Origin of the sequence: Curvibacter lanceolatus ATCC 14669, assembly GCF_000381265.1 — a bacterium.
Classification (GTDB): domain Bacteria; phylum Pseudomonadota; class Gammaproteobacteria; order Burkholderiales; family Burkholderiaceae_C; genus Curvibacter; species Curvibacter lanceolatus.
Map to the genome: position 1 here is coordinate 219,682 of NZ_KB906256.1, position 20,225 is coordinate 239,906.

The 20,225-nt window shown below is 67.4% G+C and carries 17 protein-coding genes and 1 other RNA gene; 9 read left to right on the plus strand and 9 right to left on the minus strand.

Features of this window, described 5'->3' with window-relative positions; translation table 11 throughout:
* Window positions 1-1,008: a Bug family tripartite tricarboxylate transporter substrate binding protein gene (locus tag F624_RS0109805; RefSeq protein ID WP_019574123.1), complete on the minus strand. Its 1,008-nt coding sequence runs from the start codon at window positions 1,006-1,008 to the stop codon at window positions 1-3.
* Between the two features lie 204 nt (window positions 1,009-1,212).
* On the opposite strand from F624_RS0109805, the gene F624_RS0109810 reads away from it, so the two are divergent.
* From F624_RS0109810 to F624_RS0109820, 3 genes are all read left to right on the plus strand, one after another.
* Window positions 1,213-2,886 carry an MBL fold metallo-hydrolase gene (locus F624_RS0109810; RefSeq protein WP_031254618.1) on the plus strand — a complete coding sequence of 558 codons (1,674 nt, stop codon included), beginning with the start codon at window positions 1,213-1,215 and terminating at the stop codon, window positions 2,884-2,886.
* 77 nt (window positions 2,887-2,963) lie between these two features.
* Window positions 2,964-4,097: an ATP-binding protein gene (locus F624_RS0109815; protein WP_019574125.1), complete on the plus strand. Its 1,134-nt coding sequence runs from the start codon at window positions 2,964-2,966 to the stop codon at window positions 4,095-4,097.
* A 66-nt stretch (window positions 4,098-4,163) separates the two neighbouring features.
* Window positions 4,164-4,892 carry a S4 domain-containing protein gene (locus F624_RS0109820; protein WP_019574126.1) on the plus strand — a complete coding sequence of 243 codons (729 nt, stop codon included), beginning with the start codon at window positions 4,164-4,166 and terminating at the stop codon, window positions 4,890-4,892.
* A 27-nt stretch (window positions 4,893-4,919) separates the two neighbouring features.
* Here F624_RS0109820 and F624_RS0109825 read toward each other — a convergent pair whose 3' ends face one another.
* Window positions 4,920-6,395, minus strand: a complete 1,476-nt coding sequence (locus F624_RS0109825; protein ID WP_019574127.1) for a catalase — start codon at window positions 6,393-6,395, stop codon at window positions 4,920-4,922.
* Between F624_RS0109825 and F624_RS35755 the strand changes: the two genes are divergently transcribed.
* Window positions 6,279-6,689 (plus strand): hypothetical protein, encoded by a 411-nt coding sequence (locus tag F624_RS35755; RefSeq protein ID WP_245573610.1) that lies wholly within the window; start codon window positions 6,279-6,281, stop codon window positions 6,687-6,689. The genes F624_RS0109825 and F624_RS35755 overlap by 117 nt on opposite strands.
* A gap of 1 nt (window position 6,690) precedes the next feature.
* Here the strand turns inward: F624_RS35755 and rnpB are convergent.
* Window positions 6,691-7,151: RNase P RNA component class A (gene rnpB / locus F624_RS33380), an RNA gene on the minus strand.
* A gap of 130 nt (window positions 7,152-7,281) precedes the next feature.
* Here rnpB and cysK point away from each other — a divergent pair.
* Both cysK and F624_RS0109835 read left to right on the plus strand, forming a co-directional pair.
* The gene (cysK, locus tag F624_RS0109830) at window positions 7,282-8,199 is read left to right on the plus strand and encodes a cysteine synthase A (protein ID WP_019574128.1); all 918 of its coding nucleotides are present in this window, start codon (window positions 7,282-7,284) and stop codon (window positions 8,197-8,199) included.
* Window positions 8,200-8,331: 132 nt separating this feature from the next.
* Window positions 8,332-10,071: an NAD(P)/FAD-dependent oxidoreductase gene (locus F624_RS0109835; RefSeq protein ID WP_019574129.1), complete on the plus strand. Its 1,740-nt coding sequence runs from the start codon at window positions 8,332-8,334 to the stop codon at window positions 10,069-10,071.
* Window positions 10,072-10,075: 4 nt separating this feature from the next.
* Here F624_RS0109835 and F624_RS0109840 read toward each other — a convergent pair whose 3' ends face one another.
* Entirely contained in the window at window positions 10,076-11,671 is a 1,596-nt protein-coding gene (locus F624_RS0109840; RefSeq protein ID WP_019574130.1) for a methyl-accepting chemotaxis protein, read from the minus strand.
* A 92-nt stretch (window positions 11,672-11,763) separates the two neighbouring features.
* The gene (locus tag F624_RS0109845; protein ID WP_019574131.1) at window positions 11,764-13,116 is read right to left on the minus strand and encodes an amidohydrolase; all 1,353 of its coding nucleotides are present in this window, start codon (window positions 13,114-13,116) and stop codon (window positions 11,764-11,766) included.
* A 143-nt stretch (window positions 13,117-13,259) separates the two neighbouring features.
* On the opposite strand from F624_RS0109845, the gene F624_RS0109850 reads away from it, so the two are divergent.
* Window positions 13,260-14,426: a GlxA family transcriptional regulator gene (locus tag F624_RS0109850; protein ID WP_019574132.1), complete on the plus strand. Its 1,167-nt coding sequence runs from the start codon at window positions 13,260-13,262 to the stop codon at window positions 14,424-14,426.
* 24 nt (window positions 14,427-14,450) lie between these two features.
* On the opposite strand, the gene htpX is transcribed toward F624_RS0109850, so the two are convergent.
* From htpX to rnk, 4 genes are all read right to left on the minus strand, one after another.
* The gene (gene htpX, locus F624_RS0109855; RefSeq protein WP_031254624.1) at window positions 14,451-15,320 is read right to left on the minus strand and encodes a protease HtpX; all 870 of its coding nucleotides are present in this window, start codon (window positions 15,318-15,320) and stop codon (window positions 14,451-14,453) included.
* Window positions 15,321-15,520: 200 nt separating this feature from the next.
* Window positions 15,521-16,357, minus strand: coding sequence for a DUF3025 domain-containing protein (locus F624_RS0109860; RefSeq protein WP_019574134.1), 837 nt, complete (start codon window positions 16,355-16,357; stop codon window positions 15,521-15,523).
* A complete protein-coding gene (gene pyrC / locus F624_RS0109865; RefSeq protein WP_019574135.1) occupies window positions 16,342-17,373 on the minus strand; it encodes a dihydroorotase in 1,032 nt (343 codons plus the stop codon). Before pyrC ends, F624_RS0109860 begins: the two co-directional genes overlap by 16 nt.
* A gap of 72 nt (window positions 17,374-17,445) precedes the next feature.
* On the minus strand, window positions 17,446-17,886 hold the full coding sequence (gene rnk / locus F624_RS0109870; RefSeq protein ID WP_031254627.1) for a nucleoside diphosphate kinase regulator: 441 nt from the start codon (window positions 17,884-17,886) through the stop codon (window positions 17,446-17,448).
* Window positions 17,887-18,352: 466 nt separating this feature from the next.
* Between rnk and F624_RS0109875 the strand changes: the two genes are divergently transcribed.
* On the plus strand, window positions 18,353-18,907 hold the full coding sequence (locus tag F624_RS0109875; RefSeq protein ID WP_019574137.1) for a TRAP transporter small permease: 555 nt from the start codon (window positions 18,353-18,355) through the stop codon (window positions 18,905-18,907).
* Window positions 18,904-20,202, plus strand: coding sequence for a TRAP transporter large permease (locus tag F624_RS0109880; RefSeq protein ID WP_019574138.1), 1,299 nt, complete (start codon window positions 18,904-18,906; stop codon window positions 20,200-20,202). Before F624_RS0109875 ends, F624_RS0109880 begins: the two co-directional genes overlap by 4 nt.
* Window positions 20,203-20,225: the final 23 nt, after the last annotated feature.

The window sequence follows — 20,225 nt, forward strand, 5'->3', positions numbered from 1 at the left end:
TCACTCCAGGGTGATGTTGGCGGCTTTCACCACCTCGGCCCACTTGTGGCGGTTGGCCTTGACGGTGGCCTTGAACTGCTCGGGGTTCTCCAGGCGCACGCTGTTGCCCGCGCTTTCGAGCTTGGCCTTGACCTCGGGGTTCTCCAGCACCGCCTGTACCGCGCTGTTGAGGCGCTGCACGGTGCGCGCATCCGTGCCCTTGGGGGCAAAGATGCCGAACCAGATCGAGCTGTCGAAGCCCTTGGTGCCGGGCAGGCCGCTTTCGGCGATGGTGGGCACCTCGGACACCGCGCCCACACGCTTGGCGGTGGTCACGCCCAGCAGGCGCACCTTGCCGGCCTTGTACTGGTTCAGCACGGTCTGCACCTGGTTCATGATGCAGCAGGTCTCGCCGCGCAGCACCGCGGTCATGGCCTCTGGGCCGCCCTTGTAAGGCACGTGGATCATGTCCAGCCCGACCCGCGAGTTGAACTCGGCAAAGGCCATGTGAGTACCGGTGCCGTTGCCGGTGGAGGCAAAGTTGTACTTGCCGGGGTTGGCCTTGACCAGCTCGACGAACTCCTTGAGCGTCTTCACGTTGATCACATCGGGGTTGATGGTGAGCACATTCGACACGTCCAGCACCGGGGCCACCGGCACGAAGTCGTTCTCGACGTCAAACGACAGCTTCTTGTACAGCGCCGCATTGCTGCCGTGGGTGGCCGCGGTGCCGAACACCAGGGTGTAGCCATCGGGCTTGGCCCGGGCCACGTACTCGCTGGCAATGTTGCCGGCCGCACCGGGTTTGTAATCGATCACCACGGGCTGGCCCAGCTGCTTGCCCAGGGGCTCCTGGATGTGGCGCGCCACCACATCGACGCCCGAACCAGCCGGAAAGGTCATGACCAGGGTCAGCGCGTGCTGCGGCCAGTCGCCCTGGGCCAGCACCGGCCCGGCCACGCCGAGCAGGCCGGCGGCCAGCCAGTTGAAGCCATGGCGCCACAGGGGTTGGCGAAGGGTTGTTGTCATCAAGGCTCTCCCGAAATATCAGCAAAAGGGGGTGAAACGGAATCCAATGGAGTCGCAGCATTGTGACCAGATGCTCATGCTTTGCCGGTCTTTGCTTATGCCATCGGAACCACGAGCAAGCGCCGTGCCGGCCCCGGTGGCCTGGGGGAAACCCCAGTCCTGAAGGTGTCAGTGCCCGCAGCAGCGCTGCCGATAATGGCCCGCATGACCCGTTCAAGCCAGCTTTTGCACCCTTCACGCGAAACCGCCCCCCTGCGCCAGGCTGCCACCGTGCTGCTGCTGCGCGATGCCACCGGCCCCGATGGCCGGCCCGGCATCGAGGTGCTGATGACCCGGCGCTCGATGAGCGCCAGCTTTGCCCCGGGGGCCTATGTGTTTCCAGGCGGTGGTATTGATGCGACGGACGCAGCCTCGCACGCCCAGGCCCGGCGCCGTGCAGGCCAGAGCGATCTGAACCTGACACGCGCCATCGCCGCCATCCGCGAGAGTTTCGAGGAGCTGGGCGTGCTGCTGGCCTGGCAGGCCGATGGCCGCGCGGCCGATGGGGCCACCATTGCCCAACTGGACCGCAGCCAGCCCTTTGCCGCCCAATGCCAGGCCCTGGGCCTGCAGATGGCGGCCGACCAGGTGTTTGTGCTGGCGCACTGGATCACCGACCGCGACCTGCCGCGGCGCTTTGACGTGCCCTTTCTGGTGGCCCGCATGCCGGCCGACCAGACCCCGGTGGCCGACGAGGCCGAGCAGTTCGAACCGGTGTGGGTCAGCCCGGCCGAGGCACTGGCCCGGCACGCCGCCGGCCAGTTCTTCATCATCTTCCCGACCATCCGCACCCTGCAGCGGCTGCAGGGCTACACCACGGTCGATGCGGTGCTGGCCGCCTGCGCCAGCGAACAGCCGCTGTGGACCAGTTGCCCGCGTGCCGGCCTGCTCAATGGCCACGAAGCCCGTTACATGGAGCATGAGCAACCTTATGGCGAACTGGCCCTGGTCTGCCCCGACGGGCAGATCGTGCACGAGCTGGAATGGCAGACCGAGCGCCCGGTGTCGCTGTTGAAGAACGTGCAGCGCCTGACCGCCCCCAACCCGGGCGTGATGACCGGCCCAGGCACCAACAGCTACCTGGTGGGCGACCCCGACACCGGCTACATCGCCATCGACCCCGGCCCGGCCGATGCCGAACACCTGGAAAAGCTCTGGCGCGCCGCCGGAGGCGATATCCGCCACATCGTGTGCACGCATTCGCACCCCGACCACTCGCCCGGTGCCGCACCGCTGCAGGCCCTGTGCCGGCGCCATGGCCGCCCGGTGCCCGACATCCTGGGCCTGGCCTCGGCGCCCACCGCCCGTGCCGCCAGCGAATTCAGCCCCGAGCGCGCGCTGGCGCATGGCGAACGCCTGGTGCTGCAAGCCCCCGGTGAAACCAGCCCTCGCCACACCCTGGAGGTGCTGCACACCCCGGGCCACGCGGCCAACCACCTGTGCCTGCTGTTGCTGGAAGACGGCCTGCTGTTCTCGGGCGACCACATCCTCAATGGCAGCACCACCGTGGTCGACCCACCCGACGGCAACATGGCGGACTACATCAACTCACTCGATCTGCTCGACCAGGCCTGCGAGCGCGCAGGGGTGGACTTCATCCTGCCCGCCCACGGCTACGTGCTGGGCCAGGCGCGGGCCGCCATCGCCCAACTCAAGGCACACCGGCTGCAGCGCGAGGCCAAGGTGTTGGCCGCCATGCGCGAACGCCCTGAAGGCACGCCCGAGCAATGGGTGGAGCTGGCCTACGCCGACGTACCGACCCGCCTGTGGCCGGTGGCCAAGCGCTCGCTGCTGGCCCATGTGGAGCGCCTGCGCAGCCTGGAGGTGACATTGGGCTGAGGTCCAAAACTGCGACTTTTTTGCAGCCGGCTGGAAGAAAGTCGCGACTTTCTTCCAGTGCCCGATAAAATAGTCGCATGCAACGCGACTTGATGCCACTGATTCAACACGACCTGCTGCGCAAGGTCGTGCTGCTCAGCGGCCCCAGGCAGGTCGGCAAGACCACGCTGAGTCAGCAACTGATGGCGGATCGCCCGGGCAGCCAATACCTGAACTACGACGTGGCGGCCCACCGGGCCGTGATCACGGCCCAAAGCTGGCGCCAGAGCGCGCCGCTGCTGGTGTTCGATGAAATTCACAAGATGCCCCGCTGGAAGTCCTGGCTCAAGGGCGTGTGCGATGGCCGTCCACCCGAACAGCAGGTCCTGGTCACCGGCAGCGCCCGGCTGGAAACCTTCCGCCAGGCTGGCGACTCTCTGGCCGGCCGGACCTTGCGATGGCGTCTGCTGCCCTTGTCGGTGCGCGAATGGTGTGGGCAGCAACACGCCCAACCCGCCCAGGCTTTGACCCATCTGCTGAGCCGAGGGGGCTTTCCAGAGCCGGCCCTGGCCGAGACCGACGAGCAGGCCCAGCGCTGGCGCGCGGGCTACTTTGAAGGCCTGGTGCGCGAAGACGTGCTGGAGTTCTCGCGCCTGCAGGACATTCGGGCCATGCGTCTGTTTGCAGAAATGCTGCGCTCACGGGTGGGTTCTCCGCTGTCGCTGGCCTCTCTGGCGCGTGACCTGCAGGTGTCGCCCAGCACCCTGGCCCGCTACCTGGACATCCTGGAAGCCTTGTTCATCGTCTTCGTCGTGCGCCCTTGGCACCACAACATCGCCCGCGCCACCTTGCAATCGCCCAAGGTCTACTTCTATGACAACGGGCTGGTGCGGGGTGACGAGGGCCTGCGCTTCGAGAACCTGGTGGCCTGCCACCTGCTCAAGCAGGTTCAGTGGCAGCAGGACAGCCGAGGCAGCGCCAGCGGCTTGCACTACATCCGCACCAAAGACGGAGCCGAGGTGGACTTTGTCCTCAGCGAAGGCGAAAGCCTGACGCACCTGATCGAATGCAAGCTGAGCGATGCCAAGCCCCATCGTGCCTTGGCCCGGTTTGCCGACGCATGGCCAGAGGCCCAAGCGGTGCAACTGCTGCGTGAATGCCAGGTCGAGGCGGATCTCGGCCGGATCCAGCTTCGGGCTGCCGCAGATTGGCTGGCCCATCTGCAGGCCTGACACACGCCCCCGCCAGACGCGTAAACTCGGCCCCCCAGCCCGCCAGACGCGACACCCCCTCCCCCCATGAACGACCCCATCCGACTCTCCAAACACGTGGCCGACCAGGCCGCCTGCTCACGCCGCGAGGCCGAATTGCTGATCGAGGGCGGTTGGGTGAAGGTCAACGGGCAGATCGTGGAGGAGCCGCAGCACCGCGTGAGCCCTGGCAGCGACGAGGTGTGGGTCGACCCGCAGGCGCGCCCCGAAAGCGTGCCGCCGGCCACCCTGCTGTGGTACCGGCCCGACCCCAAGACCCCCTGCGATGCGCAGGCCCTGCAAGGCAGCGCCCCGATCAGCCGGTTTCCGGTGCGAGTGCTGAAACGTCACTTCACCCAGCAGCAGGCCATTGCCGGGCTGGAGGGCCTGGCCACCGGTCTGGTGGTGTTCACGCAGGACGGCCGCATGCGGCGGCGCCTGCTGGAGGACGAAGCCGAGATCGAGCAGGAATTCATGCTGGAGTTGCCGGGCCAGTTGACCAACGAGGCCATCGACCAATTGGCGGCACGCCTGCAGCAGGCCCGCCTGTGGCCCCTGGTGCCGGTGGTGGGCAAAGTGAGTCTGAATGCGCGCGGGCCGCAGGGCACGCGGCTGCGCTTTGCCCTGAAGGCCAGCAGCGCCCAAGGGGTGCTGGCCTTGTGCGCCCAGGCCGGCCTGCGGCCCCAGGCGCTGCGCCGCACCCGGCTGGGCCGGGTGGGGCTGACCGGGCTGGAGCCCGGCCAGTGGCGTTTCATGGGCCCGCACGAGAAGTTCTGAGCGGGCCCACCGCCTGCGCCAGGCGGCTTACTCGCTGAGGCGAGCCGCGCGGCGCTGGATCGAGGCCGGATCGACCGACAGGGCCTGGGCGATGGCCCGGCCGTAGTCGGCGTCGGCCTTGTAGAAGAAGGCCAGCACCGTGTCACGGGTTTCAGCGTTCTTCACCTGGCCCAGATCGCCAGCCAGGTTGGACACCAGGTTCTTGCGCTCGGCCGGGCTGAGGCTGCGGTAGAACTCGCCGGCCTGGCGGAAGTTCAGGGTCTTGCTGATGGCCGCTTGCTGCGTGCTGCCGGCCAGCGGCAAGGCGCTGGACTTGAACTGCGCGTCGTCCTTCACATTGACCTGGCGGCTGGGCTCGTAGTTGACCGAGCCACTGCGCTGGCCGGCATTCATGGCGCCGTCCTGGTTGTTCGAGACCACCTCGTTGCGCGGGCGGTTCACCGGCAGTTGCAGCGCATTCACGCCCACCCGGTGCATCTGGGTGTCGGCGTACGAGAACACACGGCCCTGCAGCAGGCGGTCTTCCGAGGCCTCGATGCCCGGCACCAGGTTGGAGGGCGCAAACGCGGCCTGCTCGGTCTCCTGGAACACATTGGCCGGGTTGCGGTTCAGGGTCATGGTGCCCAGCTTGCGCTCCGGCACCCCGGTCCAGATCTTGGTCGGGTCGAGCGGGTTGAAGTCAAAGCTGTTGAGCTGCTCGGGGCGCAGCACCTGCACGTACAGATCCCACTGCGGGTATCGGCCGCGTTCGATCTCCTGCATCAAGGCGCGGGTGGCGTGGTTGAAATCCTGCGCCTGCAGGGCGCTGGCTTCGGCCGCACTCAGGTTGTGCTCGCCCTGCACCGAGGCCCAGTGGAATTTGACATACACATACTGGCCCTTGGCATTGACCATTTTGTAGGCGTGCACGCTGTTGCCATCCATCAAATGGTAGCCCTTGGGGGTTCCATAATCCGAATAAAGACGCGTCAGCATGTGGGTGGCCTCGGGCACATGCGAGAAGAAATCAAAGAACCGATTCGGATCCTGCAAATTCGTGTCGGGCGCCGGCTTCAGCGAATGCACCATGTCCGGGAACTTGATGGCATCGCGAATAAAGAACACCGGCAGGTTATTGCCGACCAGGTCCCAATTGCCTTCGCTGGTATAGAACTTGGTGGCAAAACCGCGCGGATCACGCAGGGTTTCGGGCGAATGCTGGCCGTGCACCACGGTCGAGAAACGCACGAAGACCGGGGTTTCCAGCCCAGGCGTGAAGACCTTGGCACGGGTCAGTTCGGCCACATCGGCCGTGGCCTTGAACACCCCGTGGGCGCCGGCGCCGCGGGCGTGCACCACGCGCTCGGGCACGCGTTCACGGTCAAAGCGTTGCAGCTTCTGGATCAGGTGAACGTCTTGCAGCAAGGTGGGGCCAGTGGCACCCGCCGTCTGGGAGTTTTGATTATCACCCACCGGGGCGCCATTATCACGCGTCAGCACATCTGCCGAAGCAGCACCTGCCATAAAAGCAGAAACCATTACAGCACTTACAGAACGAAGCACAAAATCTCTCATGAAATTCAAAATCCAATCAATGAAGGGAAAATGATTCTAGGAGCAGGATATTCAGGCCCCGCTCATGACAGGGGCATTGTCGAGATAATAAAAATCAATCTAAAGAAATGCATTTCAGCCAAACACCACGGCTGGCGAACAGAAATGACAGAACCGGAAGTCAATAAAGAAAAAAACAGGTCGGATGGTCGGCCTGACCAGGGGGTTCGAGGTATTCCAGCGGCGTGGAAACGAATGAAATAAAGTGTGAAGTCAGCCGATAAGCCGGATTCTGTGCACCGTGCTTGCGCACGGCGTGACCGCCATTACTCTGGGCCGAGGGTCACCCACCCGGCTCGATGCTACCTACCCGCCAACTCTGCGGAACCACATCAACGTTGGCCTACTTGGTATTGCTGCGCGTAGAGATTGCCCGTTTCACCCTGATCGGTTCCCGATCAGGGTGGCTGGGGGGATCACGCTTGCGCGTGACCGGGTCGGTTGACACCGACCCCACTGTGGCTTGCGCCACAGCCCCCAGAACACCTTGGTCTGGAGTGGCCGAACAGACTCGTCTCTGTTGCTCTGATCCTCACCTCACGGTGGAGAGCCGTTAGCTCCTACGCTGTCCTGTGCAGTCCGGACGTTCCTCCAGTGCGGTGTTTCCACACGGCGACTTGCGTCGCCGCCCTTTCGGCTAGCACCAGCGGCGGTCTGGCTGACTTCACGGGCGCCATTATGACGGCAACGCATGAGCTTAGACCGGCAAACAGAGAACAAGCACGGCAGAATGTGCGGGTCACGGGCCGGTTCCGGCCCCTCCCCCGCCTCTTGCAACATCTACCTTGGAGTCCGCATGAAAGCCGACAACATTCTCCAGACCATTGGCAACACCCCCCATGTGCGCATCAACCGCCTGTTCGGCCCCTCGGCCCAGGTGTGGATCAAGTCCGAGCGCGGCAACCCGGGGGGCTCGATCAAGGACCGCATTGCGCTGGCCATGATCGAAGACGCTGAGAAGTCGGGCCACCTGCAGCCCGGTGGCACCATCATCGAGCCCACCTCGGGCAACACCGGTGTGGGCCTGGCCATGGTGGCGGCCGTCAAGGGTTACAAGCTGATCCTGGTGATGCCCGACAGCATGTCGATCGAGCGCCGCCGCCTGATGCTGGCCTATGGCGCCAGCTTCGACCTGACCCCGCGTGAAAAAGGCATGAAGGGCGCAATCGCCCGCGCCGAAGAACTGGCCGCCCAGACCCCGGGCGCCTGGATTCCGCAGCAGTTCGAGAACCCGGCCAACATCGAGGTGCATGTGCGCACCACGGCGCAAGAGATCCTGGCCGACTTCCCCGAGGGTCTGGATGCACTGATCACCGGCGTGGGCACCGGCGGCCACATCACCGGCACGGCCCGCGTGTTGAAGGCCAAGTTCCCCCAGCTCAAGGTGTTTGCGGTCGAGCCCACGGCCTCGCCCGTGATCTCGGGCGGCGCACCGGCACCGCACCCGATCCAGGGCATCGGCGCGGGCTTCATCCCGAAGAACCTCGACACCAGCCTGCTGGACGGCGTGATCCAGGTCGAAGCCGAGGCCGCCCGCGAATACGCGCGCCGCTCGGCCCGCGAAGAAGGCATTCTGGTGGGCATCTCCTCGGGCGCCACGCTGGCGGCCATCGCCCAGAAGCTGCCCGAACTGCCGGCCGGCGCCAAGGTGCTGGGCTTCAACTACGACACGGGTGAGCGCTATCTGTCGGTGGACGGCTTCCTGCCCGCGTAAATCGGGCCGGGCAAGCTCCGCAGCAGCGCCGTGGCCGTGAGGCCCGGCGCTTTTTTTGCGGCCGCCGGGGCGGCCCCTTAAAATCCGGGCCCCGCATTGCCTTTTGCTTGATCAACACAAGCCGGCCCGACCATGATCCGAATCTCCGAACTCAAGCTGCCCCTGTCCACCCTGCCCGAGGACAGCAGCACCCAGCCTGTGGAAGCGCTGCGCGCCCAGGCCGCCCAGATGCTGGGCATCGCCCCCGCCGACATTGCCACGCTGCATGTGCACAAGCGCAGCTTCGATGCCCGCAAGCCCGAGCTGCTGACGGTGTACATCGTCGACCTGACGCTGCAGGACGCCAGCGCCGAGGCCGCCCTGCTGGCCCGGCATGCCCAGCACCCGCACATCCTGCCCACGCCGGACATGGTGTGGCACCCCCCCGGCCACGCGCCGGAAGGCTTCCCCAGCCAGGCCAATGAGCGCCCGGTGGTCGTGGGCTTTGGGCCCTGCGGCATTTTTGCGGCCCTGGTGCTGGCCCAGATGGGTTTCAAGCCCATCGTGCTGGAGCGCGGCAAGACGGTGCGTGAACGCACCAAGGACACCTGGGGCCTGTGGCGCAAGAAGGTGCTCAACCCCGAGTCGAACGTGCAGTTCGGCGAAGGCGGTGCCGGCACGTTTTCGGATGGCAAGCTGTACAGCCAGATCAAGGACCCGCGCCACCTGGGCCGCAAGGTGATGGAAGAATTTGTGCAGGCCGGTGCCCCGGAAGAAATCCTGTACGTGGCGCGCCCGCACATCGGCACCTTCAAGCTGGTGAAGGTGGTCGAGACCTTGCGCGAACAGATCATCGCCCTGGGCGGCGAGATCCGCTTCGAACAACGCGTGGTCGATGTAGCGGTGGACGAGGGCCCCGAGGGCCGGCGCCTGCGGGCCCTCAAGGTGCTGGACGTGGCCAGCGGCCAGACCTACGAACTGCCCACCCGGCACGCGGTGCTGGCCCTGGGGCACAGCTCGCGCGACACCTTTGCCATGCTGCACCAGCGGGGCGTCTACCTGGAGGCCAAGCCCTTCTCGATCGGCTTCCGGGTCGAGCACCCGCAAAGCCTGATCGACCGGGCCCGCTGGGGGCGCCATGCCGGCCACCCGCTGCTGGGCGCGGCCGATTACAAGCTGGTGCACCACGCCAGCAATGGCCGGGCGGTGTACAGCTTCTGCATGTGCCCGGGCGGCACCGTGGTGGCGGCCACCTCGGAGCCGGGGCGCGTGGTCACCAACGGCATGAGCCAGTACTCGCGCAACGAGCGCAATGCCAACGCCGGCATCGTGGTGGGCATCGACCCGGTCGACTACCCCAGCGATGCGGCGGCCTTCGAATGGGCCCTGGGCGATCAGCAGCGCTGGCAGGCGCCGGCCGATGGCAGCGTGCACCCGCTGGCGGGGGTGGTGCTGCAACGCCAGCTCGAATCCCGCGCCTATGAGCTGGGGGGCAGCAATTACGAAGCCCCCGGCCAGCTGGTGGGCGATCTGGTGGCCGGGCGGCCGTCCACGGCGCTGGGTTCGGTGGAGCCCTCGTACAAGCCGGGGGTGAAGATGGGCGATCTGTCGCTGGCCCTGCCCGAGTACGCCATCACGGCCATGCGCGAAGCGTTTCCGGCCTTCGGGCGCAAGATCAAGGGCTTTGACCTGCACGACGCGGTGCTGACCGGGGTCGAGACCCGCACCTCATCGCCGCTCAAGATGACGCGCAACGAGCACTACCAGAGCCTGAACACGCGCGGCCTGTTTCCGGCCGGCGAAGGCGCCAGCTATGCCGGCGGCATCCTGTCGGCCGGCGTGGATGGCATCAAGGTGGGTGAGGCGGTGGCCAAAAGCCTGCTGGGCGCCTGAGCCCTCAGCCCAGCCGCAGCGGTGGCGGCGCCCCGGCCGTGCCAGGCAGGCGGAAGGTCTCCACCAGGTCCGCCAGTTGCTGGGCCTGGCTGCGCAGGCCTTGCGCGGCCGCGGCCGATTCTTCCACCAGCGCGGCGTTCTGCTGCGTGATCTGATCCAGGCGCACCACCGCTTCGTTGACCTGACCCAGCCCGCTGCTCTGCTCGCGCGCCGAATGGCTGAGTTCGGCCACGATGGTGCCCACCCGGGCCACTGAATCCACGATATCGCCCATGGTGGCGCCCGCCTGCTGCACCAGTTGGGCGCCGGTGCCCACCTCGCTGACGCTGCTGGCGATCAGGTCGCGGATCTCCTTGGCGGCGGTGGCGGCGCGCTGGGCCAGCACGCGCACCTCGCCCGCCACCACGGCAAAGCCGCGGCCCTGCTCACCGGCGCGGGCCGCTTCCACCGCGGCATTCAAGGCCAGGATGTTGGTCTGGAAGGCAATGCCATCGATCACGCTGGTGATGTCGGCAATGCGGCGCGACGAGCCCGAGATCGCGTCCATGGTGGCCACCACACGCTGCACCACCTCGCGCCCCTGCACCGCCACCTGGCTGGCCGAGGTCGCCAGGCCCTCGGCCTGCTGGGCCGAGTCGGCGCTGTGCTGCACCGTGCTGAGCAGCTCTTCCATGCTGGCGGCCACCTCTTCGAGGTTGGAGGCGGTCTGCTCGGTGCGGGCTGAAAAATCGTTGTTGCCCGCCGCGATCTCGTGGCTGGCGTTGGCCACCTGGGCGCTGGCGCTGCGCATGCCGGCCACCAACTCCACCAGGCGCGACTGCATGTGGCCCAGGCGGGCCAGCAGGGCCAGCACCTCGTCGCGCTGGCCGGCCTGCTCGGCCGGCACGGGCTGGGTCAGGTCGCCCTGGGCGATGTGCGCCGCCAGGCCCGAAGCCTGGTCCACCGGGCGCAGGATCGAGCGGGCCAGCCACAGGGCGCTGACCACGCTCAGCAGCAAGCCCACCACCGAGCCCGTGACCAGCAGGCTGATGCCCTGGCGCTGACTGCTGAGCGCGGCAGCCCGGGCCTCGGCCACGCGCTGGCGCTGGTGTTCGGCCAATTGATCGACAGCGGCGGCATAGCGATCGGCCGCCGGACGCAGCAACCCGCGAATCGAATCCTCTGAAACAGCCTCCCCTGCGGCCTTCTGCTTGACGAGCTTGTCGCGGGCCTCGCGAAAAGCGTTGCCGGCCTGGTCGATGGCGGTGAACAGATCGCGCGAGGCGGCATCGGTGGCCAGCGCATCGAGGCGCTTGCGCACCTCGGCCGAGCGCGCCGAGGTGGCCTTGCGGTCGGCATCGATGCGGGCGGCAAAGGCGGGGTTGTCAATCAGCAACAGGGTCTCGGCCCGGCTGGAGCTGATGACCACGATGGCGTGCAACTCGCGCGCCAGCAGGGCGCGCTCGGAGGAGTCGCCACCCAGATCGTCCGCAATGCCTTGCAGCTGGACCAGGCGCCACACCCCGATGCCCGCCGCCAACGACATCACCAGGCACACCACGCCAAAGGCCAGGGCCAGGCGTGGCGCCAGGCGAATCCGGGATGAAGCCAGCAAAGCCATACCGAAGCTCCAGGTTGGTGACAAAAGGAGCACCAGAATAGTTCAGCGGTATGACACTGCCAAGTGGAATTTCCGCGGCCTCCCGCGTCAACTTAGCTTCGGTTGAGGAAATCCAGCGCCAGCACGCTCAGGGAGCGCACGCCCATGGGCAGCGCGTCTTCGTTGATATCAAAGCGGGGCGAATGGTTGGTCGGGGCCGTGGCGGCCTGCTGGCCCTTGGGCGTGGCGCCCAGGAAGTAGAAGAAGCCAGGCACCACCTTCTGGAATTCAGAGAAGTCTTCTGATGCACTGACCTTGGGCACCACCACCGCCTGGCCGTTCATGGCCTGCTTGAGGGCGGGCAACGAAGCCTGGGTGAGCGCCGGTGAATTGACCGTGGCCGGGTAGGACACCGGACCAAACCGAACCTCGGCCTTGGCGCCGCTGCTCTCGGCGATCAACTGGGCTGTGTTGCGGATGCGCTTTTGAGCATCACTGCGCATGCCCTCATCGAAGGTGCGCAGGGTGCCCTGCATCTCGACCTTGTCAGGGATGATGTTGAAACGGGTGCCCCCGTTGATCGCGCCAATCGTCACCACGGCGGGTTCTTCGCTGATGTTGAGCTGGCGGCTCACCACGGTCTGCAGCCCCAGCACCACCTGGCTGGCCGCCACGATGGGGTCAACCCCGGCCCAGGGCGCCGAACCATGCGCCCCGCGGCCCTGCACATCGATGTGGATATCGTCGGCACTGGCCATCAGCGGGCCGCTGCGGTAGCCCGCCACACCCAGCGGGATGTTGGCCACGAGGTGCAGGCCGTAGATGGCCTGCACGTCCTTGAGCACGCCCTGCTCGATCATGGCCTTGGCACCGAAGCTGGGGGAAACGCCCTTGGCATCCGGCTCGCTCGGAGCGCCTTCTTCGGCGGGCTGGAAGATGAAGCGCACGGAGCCGTGGATCTGGCCCTTCATGGCCACCAGGGCCTGGGCCACGCCCATCAGGATGGCGGTGTGGCCGTCGTGCCCGCAGGCGTGCATCACCGGCACCTCCTTGCCCTGGTACTGCGCCTTCACCTGGGAGGCAAAGGGCAGGCCCGTGCCCTCGGGCACGGGCAGCGCGTCCATGTCGGCACGCAAGGCCACCAGCTTGCCCGGGTGGGCGCCCTGCAGGGTGGCCACCACGCCGGTGCCCCCCACCCCGGTCTGCACGCTCAGCCCCAGGCCGCGCAGGTGCTCGGCCACCAGGGCCGCCGTGCGCAGCTCCTGCCCCGACAGCTCGGGGTGGGCATGGATGTCGCGCCGCCAGGCCACGAGCTGGGGCGACACCTTGGCGATCTGCGCGTCCAGCGCCTGCAGGGTGGGGGCATCCACTCCCTGGGCCTGGGCGGCCGAGGCCAGAACCAGCAAGGTACTGGAGGCAGCCGCCTGGGCGGCACGACGGAACGAAGACGGTGAACGCAGTTTCATGGGGGTTTCGCCTTGGGCTGTTGGAAAACGTCCATGCTAGGGCCGCTTGTGTCACACAGAGAGCGCTGAAATCGCCATTGCTGCAGCCAAAATAGCCACTGACCGAGCTGCCGCCGCAGCGCTCACCGTCTCATCGCGAAACCATGCCGTCCACACGCACCCGCCCCCCTGCGCAGACCACCGCCCTGTCGCCTCGCCAGGGCCTGCATGTGGACATTCCGCTGCTGCCCCAGGCCACGCTGGGCAGCGCCCTGACGCTGATCGATCTGCTGCGCACGGCGCGCATGCTGGCCCAATTGCGCCTGGGGGCGCAGGCGCCCCCCATCAGCTGGCGCCTGCTCACAGCCGAGGGCGGTGCCTGGCCACCGGCCCCACCTGCAGCCTCACCCTCGGCCTCACTCGCGGCCCTGCACCCGGCGCCGCCCACCCTGGCCTCCCGTTTTGAGGACTACCTGGGCAGCGCCCCACCCACCGGACAAGGCGCGGTTCAACACGCCGTGTTCCTGCCCCCCATGCATGCGGCCGACATTCCCAGTGTGCGCGGCCTGGTCAAGGGCCAGGGCGTTCTGGTGGCGGCGCTGTGCCAGGCCCTGGACGCCGGCGGCCTGCTGGCCTGCCAGGGCAACAGCGCCTGGCTGGCCGCCGCCACCGGGCGCGCTGCGGGCCGTGCTCTGGTGCTGCCCTGGTTCTACGCGTCGGCGTTTCGGGACGAGCATCCGGACGTGATGCTGGTGGCCGATCAGGCCTGCGTGGCCGAGGCGCCCTGGTTCAGTGCGGCGGGTGCCGAGCAGTTGGGCGGGCTGGTCTGCGCCCTGCTGGAGCACAGCACCGGGCCCGGTCTGGCCCAGCTGTGCCGCCCGGCCTTCGAGTTCGACCCTGAGCGCAGCCGGGCCGCGGCCCAGGCCAGCCCCCAGATCCGCAAGACCCGCGACAGCACCCTGGCTCGGGCCATCGCCTGGCTGGAGCAGCACCTGGAGGCGCCCTACGACCTGGCCACCTTGGCGGCGGCTGCGGCGGTGAGCCCACGCACCCTGCTGCGGCATTTCCGCCAGGAGTTGGGCCGCAGCCCGCTGGACCAGCTGCACCGGATGCGCTGCGCACGCGCCCGGGTGATGCTGGAGATCACGCTGGAGAGCGTGCCCACCATCGCGTTGGCCTGCGGCTACAGCGACCCCCATGCCTTCCGGCGGGTGTTTGCACGCCACAGCGGGTGCACGCCTTCGGCCTACCGCGAAGCGCATGCGCTGCGGGCCCCGCGGGCCCGCTGGCGGCTGGACCCGGCGCAATGGGACAAGCAGGCCCTGTTGTGAGCCGACAAGGATCAGCCGGCAGGATCAGCTGGCCTGGAGGCGTGCGATGCGCTCTTCGATCGGGGGGTGGGTGGAGAACAGCTTGCCCAGGCTGCCGGTGATGCCCATGGCGGCCACGCTCTTGGGCAGCTCGCCGGGCACCATGCCACCCAAACGGGCCAGGGCATGCACCATGGGCTGCTTGCGCCCCATCAGCTGGGCCGCGCCGGCATCGGCACGGAACTCGCGCTGGCGCGAGAACCAGGCCACGATCATCGAGGCCAGGAAGCCCAGCAGGATGTCAAGCACGATGGTGGTGATCATGTAGCCGATGCCAGGGCCCGAGCGTTCGTCGTCGCCCTTGCGCAGAAAACTGTCGACGGCATAGCCGATGACGCGCGACAGGAACACCACAAAGGTGTTCATCACGCCCTGGATCAAGGTCATGGTGACCATGTCGCCGTTGGCCACGTGAGCGATTTCGTGGCCGATCACGGCTTCGACCTCTTCACGCGTCATGCCTTGCAGCAGGCCGGTGGACACCGCCACCAGGGCCGAGTTCTTGAAGGCCCCGGTGGCAAAGGCATTGGCCTCGCCCTCGTAGATGCCCACCTCGGGCATGGCGATGCCGGCCTTGTCGGCAAAGCGGCGCACGGTGTCGACGATCCAGGCCTCGTCGGGCGACTGGGGCTGGTTGATCACGCGCACGCCTGAGGTCCACTTGGCCATGGGCTTGCTGATCAGCAACGAAATGAAGGCGCCGCCAAAACCCATGATCAGGGCAAAGCCGAGCAGCGCACCGAGGTTGAGGCCATTGGCCGTGAGGTAGCGGTTCACGCCCAGCAGGCTGGCCACGATGCCCAGCACCACGACCACGGCCACGTTGGTGAGCACCAGCAAAAGAATACGTTTCATCAAAGCTCCATCTAGGGTTGTCGGACAGGTCTTGAAGACCGGGTCGCCGATCAGGCGGGCAACCGGCTCCCAGGGCCCTTGCGCAATGTGCTTTGTTGTGTGGTGCTTTGTGCAGGCCTGCGCAGGCCTTGTTCCGAAGATGGATCTTAGTGGGAAAAGTTCCTGCTGAATGACTCTGCGACATGCCCCGGGACGGTGCTTCAATGCGCCCGGTGACGGGCATGGACCGAGCCAGCACCATGCACGGCGCCACGCCCCGCTTCCAGCGGGCGTTGGCGGGCAGGCCGGAACACCCAGCTGTCCTGGTAGAAGCCCAGCGTCTCGTTGGCCGCCCACCAGCCCGGCACCCCGAGCACCGGCAAGGGCGCGAAGGGCTTGGTGGCCAGCTTGGCCGGTGTCAGATCAGCCGCCAGCCAGGCGTCCAGGGCCGCGGGGTGGAAGTCGCACTCGCCCGGCACGCGCCAGACATGGGCCGTGATGGCCTTGTAGGGGCGCACCAGTTGCTCCAGCAGGGCGTGGCCAAACAGCAGCAGCCGGGCCTCGCCCCACAGGGGCCGCAAGGGCCCGAACAGATCGGCCCAGCGGCGCTCCTGCAAGGCTTGCCACACCGGGTCGGGGGCCTGCAGCAGGGCAGCGTTCTCGTCAAAGACGGTCAGGGCGTCGCGCACGGGCCCGCGCAGAGAGCGCCCGGGGGCCGGGCCCGGGGCAGGACGGGCCAGCTCACGCACATGCAGGCGGTTGAGCTGCTGCTTGGCCAGAGGCCAATGCAGCCAGCACAGGCCGTTGAAGAAGTCGTGCAGGTTGTCGCGGGTGGGCACCAGGCCCTGTTCGTGGATGCCCTGCTCATAGGCGGCGGCACCGGCGGCCTGGGTCTGCGGCTGGAAGCGGCACGCCAGCCCAGCCGCCTGGGCCGCCTGGTTGAGCCCATCCGCCACCGAAGCCCCGGCCAGCGCCGTGGCGGCCAGCGGCTCGCCGACGGCGCGCCAGGGGGCCAGCCAGGGGGCCTCCCAGTCGATGTCGATCAGACCAGGCGCCAAGGCAGGGCTTCGCCGGCGCGCAGCGGCTTGAGTTCGGCCTGACCGAAGGTGAAGCTCTCGGGTGGGGTCCAGCTTTCGCGCTTCAAGGTGATGTGGCCGGTGTTGCGCGGCAGGCCGTAGAAATCGGCCCCGTTGAAGCTGGCGAAGGCTTCCAACTGATCGAGCCGGCCCACGCTGTCAAAGGCCTCGGCATACAGTTCGATGGCGGCGTGCGCGGTGTAGCAGCCGGCACAGCCGGTGGCGTGCTCCTTCAGGTGGGCCGGGTGCGGCGCGCTGTCGGTGCCCAGGAAGAAACGGGGGTTGCCACCGGTGGCCACTTCCACCAGGGCCTGGCGGTGCGTTTCGCGCTTGAGCACGGGCAGGCAGTAGTAGTGCGGGCGGATGCCGCCGGTGAAGATGGCGTTGCGGTTGTACAGCAGATGGTGGGCGGTGATGGTGGCGCCGGTGAAGCGGTCGGCCGCCTGCACGTACTGGGCGGCTTCGCGGGTGGTGATGTGCTCGAACACGATCTTGAGTTCAGGGAAGTCGCGGCGCAGCGGGATCAGCTGGGTCTCGATGAACACGGCTTCGCGGTCGAACAGGTCAATGTCGGACGAGGTGACCTCGCCGTGCACCAGCAGCAGCAGGCCCTCGCGCTGCATGGCCTCGAGCGTGGGGTAGATCTTGCGCAGATCGGTCACACCGGCATCGCTGTTGGTGGTGGCCCCGGCGGGGTAAAGCTTGCAGGCCACCACGCCGGCCGCTTTGGCCCGCACGATTTCTTCGGGCGGCAGCTTGTCGGTGAGGTACAGCGTCATCAGCGGCTCGAAGCTCATGCCGGCCGGCACGGCGGCGCGGATGCGGTCGCGGTAGGCCAGGGCCTGCTCGGCCGTGGTCACCGGGGGCTTGAGGTTGGGCATGATGATGGCTCGCCCGAACTGGGCGGCCGTGTGCGGCACCACGGTGTTCAGCGCGTCGCCATCGCGCACATGAAGGTGCCAGTCGTCGGGGCGGGTGATCTTGAGGAGGTCGGTCATGGGCGGGGATTTTCGCATTCCTGCGCCAGGGGCCGCGTGTACCGGCCCCTGCCCCGTCCCCGGCCTGCCGCCTCAGACCGTGAAATGCCCCGCCGCCTCGGGTTGGTACTCGATGGACACGATGATCCAGCAAGCCTCGCGGCCATCCGGGGTCTGCCACTGCACGGGCTGCCCCACCGGCCAGCCCAGCAGGGCCAGGCCCACGGGCGAGAGCACCGACAACTGGCCCTTTTCGGGCTGGGCCTCGGCAGGATAGGCCAGCGTGATGTGGCGCAACGGCCCGCCATCGACGGGCTGCACCGTGACGCGTGACTGCATGGTCACCACCCCGGGCGGGATGTCGCGCGAGGGCACGACGTCCGACTCGTCCAGCACGGTGGCCAGGGCGCTGGCCAGGGGTTCGGGCAGGGGCTGGCGCTCACGCAGACGGCGCAGGCGCACCTCGTCGAGTTCGGTCAGCACGCGGTGTTCAGCGGCCGATAAGGGGCGGGAAGCAGAGGGTTTGGAATCCATGGTCAGTTCGCTCAGGCAAGAATTCAGACAGAGAGGCACCGGCGTGGACCGGCCGGCTCGGTGGCTGGCGGCCAGGCTTCAAAGGCCAGGCCGCACTGGGGGCCCGGCGATTCAGCCAAAGGAACGAACGAATCACCGGGCTCGGGGGTCTGCGGCGGGGACGCCACGGCGCAAGGGGTGAAGTCGGATCGGATTCATGGAGGGGGATCTTAGAAGCGGAAGGCCGCCCCAGTGTTTCAACCTGTAAATGACCTGGAATGAACCTGGGGCCGCAGCGGTACTGCCGGGGACAAGACGCTACAAATGGTAAGACGATAATACCGATGCGCGCCTGGTGGATTCACCGCTACCATCGCCCGCGGTCGTCGCCGAGGCTGTTATCCGGGCCCTGCAGCGAACTGGCCCTCTGCTGCGCGCCATCCGTGTGCCGCGTTCCTGCGTTCCTTTGCCAACCCTGTTGCCCACCATGTCCTCTTCTTCTGCCAAGCCGCCCGAGCTTGACCCCGCCGCCCTGCCCGAGCCCGAGGCCGACGAACCCACGCGCGTGCCCCTGGCCATTGAAGACTGGCTGACTGTGCTGATCATGGCGGCCCTGGCCCTGATCACCTTTGCCAATGTGCTGGTGCGCTACTTCACCAATTCGTCGTTTGCCTGGACCGAAGAGTTCTCGGTCTTTCTGATGATCGTGCTGGCCCTGGTGGCCGGTTCGGCTGCGGTGGCGCGTGACCGCCACATCCGCATCGAGTATTTCTCGGACAGCGGTTCGATGGCCCGTCGGCGTGGTCTGGCCTGCTTTGGCGCCCTGATGGTGGCCTTGCTGTTCGGCGTGATCGCCGTGCTGAGCGTGCGCGTGGTGTGGGACGACTACCGATTCGGTGAAACCTCGCCGGGCATCGGCGTGCCGCAGTGGTGGTATTCGATGTGGATGCCGATCATCTCGGCGGCCATCAGCCTGCGCGCCTTTGGCCTGTTCCTGCGCCGCCTGCGCGGTGCCGTGGCCGAGGTGGAGGCGCAAGCATGATCGCAACCCTGCTGTTCATCGCCTTCCTGGCCATGATGCTGGCCGGCGTGCCCATCGGGGCCTCGCTGGGCCTGGCCGGTGCCGCCGCCATCGCGGCGGCCAACCTGGACGCCCAATGGTTCGGCCTGCTGGCCGTGCCGCAGAACTTCTACGCCGGCCTGGGCAAGTACCCGCTGCTGGCGATCCCGATGTTTGTGCTGGTGGGCTCGATCTTCGACCGCTCGGGCGTGGCGCTGCGGCTGGTCAATTTCGCGGTGGCCATCGTGGGCCGCGGCCCCGGCATGCTGCCCCTGGTGGCGATTGCCGTGGCCATGTTCCTGGGCGGCATTTCGGGCTCTGGCCCGGCCAATGCCGCCGCCGTGGGCGGCGTGATGATTGCGGCCATGTCGCGCGCCGGCTACCCGGCCAGCTTTTCGGCCAGCGTGGTGGGCGCCGCAGCGGCCACCGACATCCTGATCCCGCCCTCGGTGGCCTTCATCGTGTACTCGGTGCTGGTGCCGGGGGCCTCGGTGCCGGCCCTGTTTGCCGCCGGCATGGTGCCCGGCGTGCTGGCCGGTCTGGCCCTGATCGTGCCGGCCGTGTGGATGGCCCGCAGGCACAAGATGGGCGCGCTTGAATCGAGCCTGCCGCGCCCCGCCTTCTGGAAGAGCCTGCGCGAAGCGGTGTGGGGCCTGGCAGCCCCGGTGCTGATCCTGGGCGGCATGCGCGCGGGCTGGTTCACCCCGACCGAGGCGGCCGTGGTGGCCGTGTTCTACGGCCTGTTCGTGGGCATGTTCATCCACCGCACCATCCAGTTCCGCGACCTGTTCGTCATCTTGCGCGAGTCGGGTGAGCTGTCGGCCGTGATCCTGATCGTGGTGTCGCTGGCGGGCATCTTTGCCTACTCGCTGTCCACGCTGGGCATCATCGACCCGGTGACCCGCGCCATCGTGAACTCGGGCCTGGGCGAATACGGCGTGCTGGCCCTGCTGATCCTGCTGCTGATCACCGTGGGCATGTTCCTGGACGGGGTGTCGATCTTCCTGATCTTCGTGCCCCTGCTGCTGCCCATCGTGCAGTACTACAAATGGGATCCGGTGTGGTTCGGCGTCATCCTGACGCTGAAGGTGGCACTGGGCCAGTTCACCCCGCCGCTGGCGGTCAACCTGATGGTGTCCTGCCGCATCGCCAAGGTGCGCATGGAAGAGACCGTGCAATGGGTGGGCTGGATGCTGTTCTCGATGTTCCTCATCATGGTGCTGGTGATTGCCTTCCCCGAGCTGGCCCTGTGGCTGCCGCGGCAGATGGGCTATTGAGAGCGCCCTGCCACTCAGATTTC

What these genes read in the sequence shown, in the direction of transcription:
- F624_RS0109880 (WP_019574138.1), top strand. Translation starts at nt 18,904, where the DNA reads ATGATCGCAACCCTGCTGTTCATCGCCTTCCTGGCCATGATGCTGGCC.
- F624_RS0109850 (WP_019574132.1), top strand. Translation starts at nt 13,260, where the DNA reads ATGCCGTCCACACGCACCCGCCCCCCTGCGCAGACCACCGCCCTGTCG.
- F624_RS0109815 (WP_019574125.1), top strand. Translation starts at nt 2,964, where the DNA reads ATGCAACGCGACTTGATGCCACTGATTCAACACGACCTGCTGCGCAAG.
- F624_RS0109825 (WP_019574127.1), bottom strand. Translation starts at nt 6,395, where the DNA reads ATGGCAGGTGCTGCTTCGGCAGATGTGCTGACGCGTGATAATGGCGCC.
- F624_RS0109805 (WP_019574123.1), bottom strand. Translation starts at nt 1,008, where the DNA reads ATGACAACAACCCTTCGCCAACCCCTGTGGCGCCATGGCTTCAACTGG.
- F624_RS0109845 (WP_019574131.1), bottom strand. Translation starts at nt 13,116, where the DNA reads ATGAAACTGCGTTCACCGTCTTCGTTCCGTCGTGCCGCCCAGGCGGCT.
- pyrC (WP_019574135.1), bottom strand. Translation starts at nt 17,373, where the DNA reads ATGACCGACCTCCTCAAGATCACCCGCCCCGACGACTGGCACCTTCAT.
- F624_RS0109835 (WP_019574129.1), top strand. Translation starts at nt 8,332, where the DNA reads ATGATCCGAATCTCCGAACTCAAGCTGCCCCTGTCCACCCTGCCCGAG.
- F624_RS0109810 (WP_031254618.1), top strand. Translation starts at nt 1,213, where the DNA reads ATGACCCGTTCAAGCCAGCTTTTGCACCCTTCACGCGAAACCGCCCCC.
- cysK (WP_019574128.1), top strand. Translation starts at nt 7,282, where the DNA reads ATGAAAGCCGACAACATTCTCCAGACCATTGGCAACACCCCCCATGTG.
- F624_RS0109820 (WP_019574126.1), top strand. Translation starts at nt 4,164, where the DNA reads ATGAACGACCCCATCCGACTCTCCAAACACGTGGCCGACCAGGCCGCC.
- htpX (WP_031254624.1), bottom strand. Translation starts at nt 15,320, where the DNA reads ATGAAACGTATTCTTTTGCTGGTGCTCACCAACGTGGCCGTGGTCGTG.
- F624_RS0109875 (WP_019574137.1), top strand. Translation starts at nt 18,353, where the DNA reads ATGTCCTCTTCTTCTGCCAAGCCGCCCGAGCTTGACCCCGCCGCCCTG.
- F624_RS0109840 (WP_019574130.1), bottom strand. Translation starts at nt 11,671, where the DNA reads ATGGCTTTGCTGGCTTCATCCCGGATTCGCCTGGCGCCACGCCTGGCC.
- rnk (WP_031254627.1), bottom strand. Translation starts at nt 17,886, where the DNA reads ATGGATTCCAAACCCTCTGCTTCCCGCCCCTTATCGGCCGCTGAACAC.